General features: G+C 59.3%; 5 protein-coding genes. 1 reads left to right on the top strand and 4 read right to left on the bottom strand.

Annotated elements, in window-relative coordinates:
* Positions 1–293 precede the first annotated feature (293 nt).
* The 4 genes from msrQ to ilvC form a co-directional block, all read right to left on the bottom strand.
* Positions 294–911, bottom strand: coding sequence for a protein-methionine-sulfoxide reductase heme-binding subunit MsrQ (msrQ, locus tag BVH03_RS08995; RefSeq protein WP_075960845.1), 618 nt, complete (start codon positions 909–911; stop codon positions 294–296).
* The gene (msrP, locus tag BVH03_RS08990) at positions 911–1,924 is read right to left on the bottom strand and encodes a protein-methionine-sulfoxide reductase catalytic subunit MsrP (protein WP_075960844.1); all 1,014 of its coding nucleotides are present in this window, start codon (positions 1,922–1,924) and stop codon (positions 911–913) included. The genes msrQ and msrP overlap by 1 nt, the downstream gene beginning before the upstream one ends.
* Positions 1,925–1,986: 62 nt before the next feature.
* Entirely contained in the window at positions 1,987–2,802 is an 816-nt protein-coding gene (gene pssA / locus BVH03_RS08985) for a CDP-diacylglycerol--serine O-phosphatidyltransferase (RefSeq protein WP_075960843.1), read from the bottom strand.
* A 151-nt stretch (positions 2,803–2,953) separates the two neighbouring features.
* Positions 2,954–3,970 (bottom strand): ketol-acid reductoisomerase, encoded by a 1,017-nt coding sequence (ilvC, locus tag BVH03_RS08980; RefSeq protein WP_013789974.1) that lies wholly within the window; start codon positions 3,968–3,970, stop codon positions 2,954–2,956.
* 126 nt (positions 3,971–4,096) lie between these two features.
* Here ilvC and ilvY point away from each other — a divergent pair, with 126 nt between their 5' ends.
* Positions 4,097–4,975 carry an HTH-type transcriptional activator IlvY gene (gene ilvY, locus BVH03_RS08975; protein WP_075960842.1) on the top strand — a complete coding sequence of 293 codons (879 nt, stop codon included), beginning with the start codon at positions 4,097–4,099 and terminating at the stop codon, positions 4,973–4,975.
* The last annotated feature ends 150 nt before the right edge of the window (positions 4,976–5,125 follow it).

Here is a 5,125-nt window from a genome sequence, read left to right as displayed (position 1 = left end):
TCTCAACACCTTGCAGCGCCCGACCAGACCATCTTCTCTCCAGCGGGAGGCGCATTTTACAGCGTTACAAACCGCTGTCAACACCCTCTTTTACCGCCTTCGATCAACCTGACCGAACCATCAACAGCGCCACTCAAACCACCCTGTCGATGCCGGCGCATTCTACTCGAATTCGCCGTCCGTGCAACCTTTATTTTCATCTAACCCCTTGATCTACAAGGAGTTTTCAGATCAGGCTGCGCCGGAAGTGGTGCGCATTATAGGCCCCCACGAGATCAGGTCAACCGTTTATTTCACTTTTGCTGAACTTTCTGCGCAGCCCCACTTACTCGCGGGATTCTGCGCATCAGAGCCGGGATACGCAGCACCAGCAACGCCGCGCCAATGACCGCGTACACCGTCCACTCCTGCAAGTCCGCCCTGACGATCCACAGCATGTGCAGCAACGCGAGCGGCAGGATCAGGTAGACGAGACGGTGTAGTTTCTTCCAGGACTTGCCCAATCGCCGCTGGCTATGGCGATTCGAGGTCAGAGCGAGTAGCAGCAAGCCGAACAACGCGATAGCACCGACGATGATGTAAGGACGTTTGCGCAGCTCCACGCCAAGCTGCGACCAATCCAGCCCCAGAATGAATACCGCATAGGCCGCCAGGTGCAGAGCCCCGTAGGCGAAACACCACAGGCCGAGCTGACGGCGCACCGCCATCCATCCCGACCAACCGCTGAGCTTCTGCAACGGCGTCATGCTCAGGGTTATCAATAGAAGGATGAGCGCCCCCAGCCCAAGTCGCTCGAGCAAGACCTTGCCGGGATCGGGCCCCAGGGCGAACGACCAGGCTTGATAAAGCCAGTACAACGGCCATACGGCAATCAGGACGAAAACGAAAAGACGCCAGAACGGATGACGCATCAGTAGTTCTTCCGTAGATCGAGATCGCTATAAAGGTTGGCGACCTCATCGGCGTAGCCATTGAACATCTGGGTCTCGCGAACATTGGGGCTGAACAGCCCACTGGGCAGACGGCGCTCACGCGCCTGACTCCAGCGCGGATGGTCCACGGTGGGGTTCACGTTGGCATAGAAGCCATACTCCTGCGCCGCAATGCTTTGCCAGGTGGTTTGCGGCTGCTCACTGACCAGGCTGATACGCACGATCGACTTGATGCTCTTGAAGCCATACTTCCATGGCACCACCAGCCGCAACGGCGCACCGTTCTGATTGGGCAGTTCGCGGCCGTACATGCCGACGGCCAGGATGGCCAATGGATGCATGGCTTCATCCAGCCGCAGCCCTTCCACATACGGCCAGTCGATCAAGCCGAAGTTCGAGCGTTGCCCCGGCATGCTTTGGGGGTCCTTCAGGGTTTCGAAACGGATGTACTTCGCCGCCGAGGTCGGCCCTACCTTATTAAGCAGCGCCGCTATGGGAAAACCGATCCAAGGAATGACCATCGACCAGGCTTCGACGCACCGCAGGCGATAGATACGCTCTTCCAACTGATAGGGCTTGAGAAAGTCCTCCAGCGCATAGCGGCCCGGCTTGCCGACCTCACCGTCGATCACCACCGACCAAGGCTCCGTCTTCAGGCTGCCTGCGTTCGCGGCAGGGTCGGACTTGTCGGCGCCGAACTCATAGAAATTGTTGTAGTGGGTGGCATCCTGAAAAGGCGTGAGCGCTTCGCCCTTGACCGTCACCGCATTCCATTTGGTGGCGGCAATGCGCTCAGCCAGCCAGGACGGAGCCTTGCCAGGCTCGACCTCGGCATAGCGCTCGCCAGTGGCGGATTGCGCCCAGACTGGCACGCTGCTCAGCGCCATCACGGCTGCGGCAGTAGACATGAAGGTGCGGCGAGAAAGGTAGATAGACTCGGGGGTAACATCCGCTTCGTTGCATTCGGATGACTGACGCAGCTTGATCAGCATGGTGACTCCGCAGTATCGGGACAGGCCTGCCCAATAGACTACGGAGTCTGCAGGAAATTACATCACTCCACTGGCTTGCGACGGCGCAGACGCAGCAGATACTGGATCGGGCCAGAAGCGGCATAGGCCAGGAAGATCAGCAGCAGGATGCGCGGCGGATCACTGAACACCACCGCGAACACCAGCACTACAGCCAGAATCGCCACGAACGGCACACGACCTTTCAGATCCAGATTCTTGAAGCTGTTGTACTTGATGTTGCTGACCATCAGCATGCCGGCGGCAGCGACGAGGATGGCGACCACGAACGACATGTTCGAGCCCTGGATGCCGAAGTCGCTGAACGCCCACACGGTACCGGCCACCACACCAGCGGCAGCTGGGCTGGCCAGACCAATGAAGTAGCGTTTGTCGACACTGCCGATCTGCGTATTGAAACGCGCCAGGCGCAGTGCTGCGCCGGCCACATAGATGAAGGCGACCATCCAGCCGACCTTGCCCATGCTGCCCAGCGCCCATTCGAACGCCAGCAGCGCCGGCGCGACACCGAAGGCAACCATATCGGATAGCGAATCGTATTCGGCGCCGAAGGCGCTCTGGGTATTGGTCAGACGGGCGACGCGGCCATCGAGGCCATCCAGCACCATGGCCACGAACACGGTGGCAGCGGCCACGTAGAAGTTACCGTTCATGGCGTTGATGATGGAATAGAAGCCAGCGAACAGGTTCGCGGTCGTGAACAGATTGGGCAGCAGGTAGATGCCGCGATGGCGCACCTTGCGCCCCTCGTCGTCATGCCCTTCCTCAATATGCTCGTCGATGGGCAGTAAGCTGTCGTCGCCTCGGGACGACTTGGGCTCTTGCGGACGCTCGCTCATGAACAACACCTTGCATCGGATTTGAATTTTCGACCGAGCCACCGGACAAGCGTTCGCCCTAATCGGCCTGGATACCCAGGCTTTATACCAGAAGCCCGTCCTAGAACGAAAAAACGCGGCCGTGGCCGCGTTCTTCGTGGATCGATTCGACTCAGTTCTTGGCTTTGTCGACGATCTTGTTGGCTGCGATCCAAGGCATCATCGAACGCAGCTGCTCACCGATCACTTCGATACCGTGGGCGGCGTTGTTACGACGCTTGGCGGTCATCGACGGGTAGCCGGTAGCGCCTTCGCTGATGAACATCTTGGCGTACTCACCGTCCTGGATGCGCTTGAGTGCATTGCGCATGGCCTGACGGGATTCGGCGTTGATGACTTCCGGGCCGGTCACGTACTCGCCGTATTCGGCGTTGTTGGAGATCGAGTAGTTCATGTTGGCGATACCGCCTTCGTACATGAGGTCGACGATCAGCTTCAGCTCGTGCAGGCACTCGAAGTAGGCCATTTCCGGCGCGTAGCCCGCTTCGACCAGGGTTTCGAAACCGGCCTTGACCAGTTCGACGGTACCGCCGCATAGAACGGCCTGCTCGCCGAACAGGTCGGTTTCGGTCTCGTCCTTGAAGGTGGTTTCGATGATGCCGGTACGGCCGCCACCAACGCCCGACGCGTAGGACAGCGCGACGTTCTTGGCGTTGCCCGAAGCGTCCTGGTAAACGGCGATCAGGTCAGGGATGCCGCCGCCTTTGACGAACTCGGTGCGCACGGTGTGGCCCGGGGCCTTCGGTGCGATCATGATCACATCGAGGTCGGCACGCGGAACGACCTGGTTGTAGTGGATCGAGAAGCCGTGGGAGAACGCCAGGGTGGCGCCTTTCTTGATGTTCGGCTCGATTTCGTTCTTGTACAGGGCGCCCTGAAATTCGTCCGGGGTCAGGATCATCACCAGGTCGGCAGCGGCGACGGCAGATGCCACGTCGGCGACTTTCAGGCCGTGGGCCTCGGCCTTGGCAACGGTGGCGGAGCCTTTACGCAGACCGACGGTGACGTCTACACCGGAGTCTTTCAGGTTGCACGCCTGAGCGTGGCCCTGGGAGCCGTAACCGATGATGGCAACTTTCTTGCCCTGGATGATCGAGAGGTCACAATCTTTGTCGTAATAAACTTTCATGTTCTTGGCTCTTGTGTATCGAAAGGGATGGGGTGCCAGAGCACCGCGACAGAGCCACCTTAAGTGATCCTGACCATTGCGTAAAATGATATATTCGCAACACTGCATACCGATATATGAAACGCAATGGATACTCACGCACTCAGCCTTTTTCTCTCACTCGCCGACAACCTGCACTTCGGCAAGACCAGCCGCGAGCAGCACGTCAGCCCTTCCGCGCTCAGCCGCAGCATCAAGCAGCTCGAAGATGAGGTCGGCGCGCCGCTGTTCGTGCGCGACAACCGCTCGGTGCGCCTGACGCGTGAAGGTCAGCAGTTTCGCGAATACGCCAGCGACGTCATGAATGGCTGGCAATCCATCCGCCAGACCTTCAAGCAGGATCAGTTGATCCTGCATGGCGAGCTGTCGCTGTATTGCTCGGTGACGGCAAGCTACAGCTTCCTTTACGAGATCCTGAGCAGTTTCCGCCAGGATTACCCGCGCATCGAAATGAAGTTGCACACCGGCGACCCGGCCAAGGCCGTCGAGCGTGTGCAGCAGGGCCTGGAAGATCTGGCCATCGGTGCACGCCCGGACAGCCTGCCCGCCGGCGTAGAGTTCCAGTCGATCACCCGCTCGGCGTTGCGCTTCATCGGCCCGCAATCCCCGCAGCTGCTCAGCGACGAACAACTGAAGAACCCAGGAGCAGAGAGCTGGCAGGACGTGCCGCTCATTCTCTCCGAGGAGGGCCTGGCGCGAACCCGTACCGATCGCTGGCTCAGACACCACAACATCAAGCCGCGTATCTATGCCCAGGTCAGCGGCAACGAAGCCATCGTCAGCATGGTCAGCCTGGGCTTCGGTATCGGCGTGGTGCCACAGATCGTGCTGGACAACAGCCCACTGGCCGCGCGAATCCGCCTCTACGATATCCAGCCGCCACTGACCGATTACGACATCGGCCTGTTCGCCCTGCACAAACGCCTCAAGGATCCGCTGATCGCTGCCTTCTGGAACCGTCAGTAGCGAATCCCAGGCATAAAAAACCCCGCACGTGGCGTAATGCTGTTCACTTAAGCATTTGAGTCCAAGCCGGGGTTTCTAGAAAATCCGATACCAGCCTCCTGGTATCGGATTTTTTATGCCCATTCAGCAGCAACTGCTCGACCTCGGCGG

The organism is Pseudomonas sp. PA15(2017) (assembly GCF_001945395.1).
Lineage (GTDB): Bacteria > Pseudomonadota > Gammaproteobacteria > Pseudomonadales > Pseudomonadaceae > Aquipseudomonas.
This window is presented reverse-complemented; position numbering and strand designations above follow the sequence as displayed.

Coding starts and splice junctions, on each gene's coding strand:
- msrQ (WP_075960845.1), bottom strand. CDS start 911: ATGCGTCATCCGTTCTGGCGTCTTTTCGTTTTCGTCCTGATTGCCGTA.
- msrP (WP_075960844.1), bottom strand. CDS start 1,924: ATGCTGATCAAGCTGCGTCAGTCATCCGAATGCAACGAAGCGGATGTT.
- pssA (WP_075960843.1), bottom strand. CDS start 2,802: ATGAGCGAGCGTCCGCAAGAGCCCAAGTCGTCCCGAGGCGACGACAGC.
- ilvC (WP_013789974.1), bottom strand. CDS start 3,970: ATGAAAGTTTATTACGACAAAGATTGTGACCTCTCGATCATCCAGGGC.
- ilvY (WP_075960842.1), top strand. CDS start 4,097: ATGGATACTCACGCACTCAGCCTTTTTCTCTCACTCGCCGACAACCTG.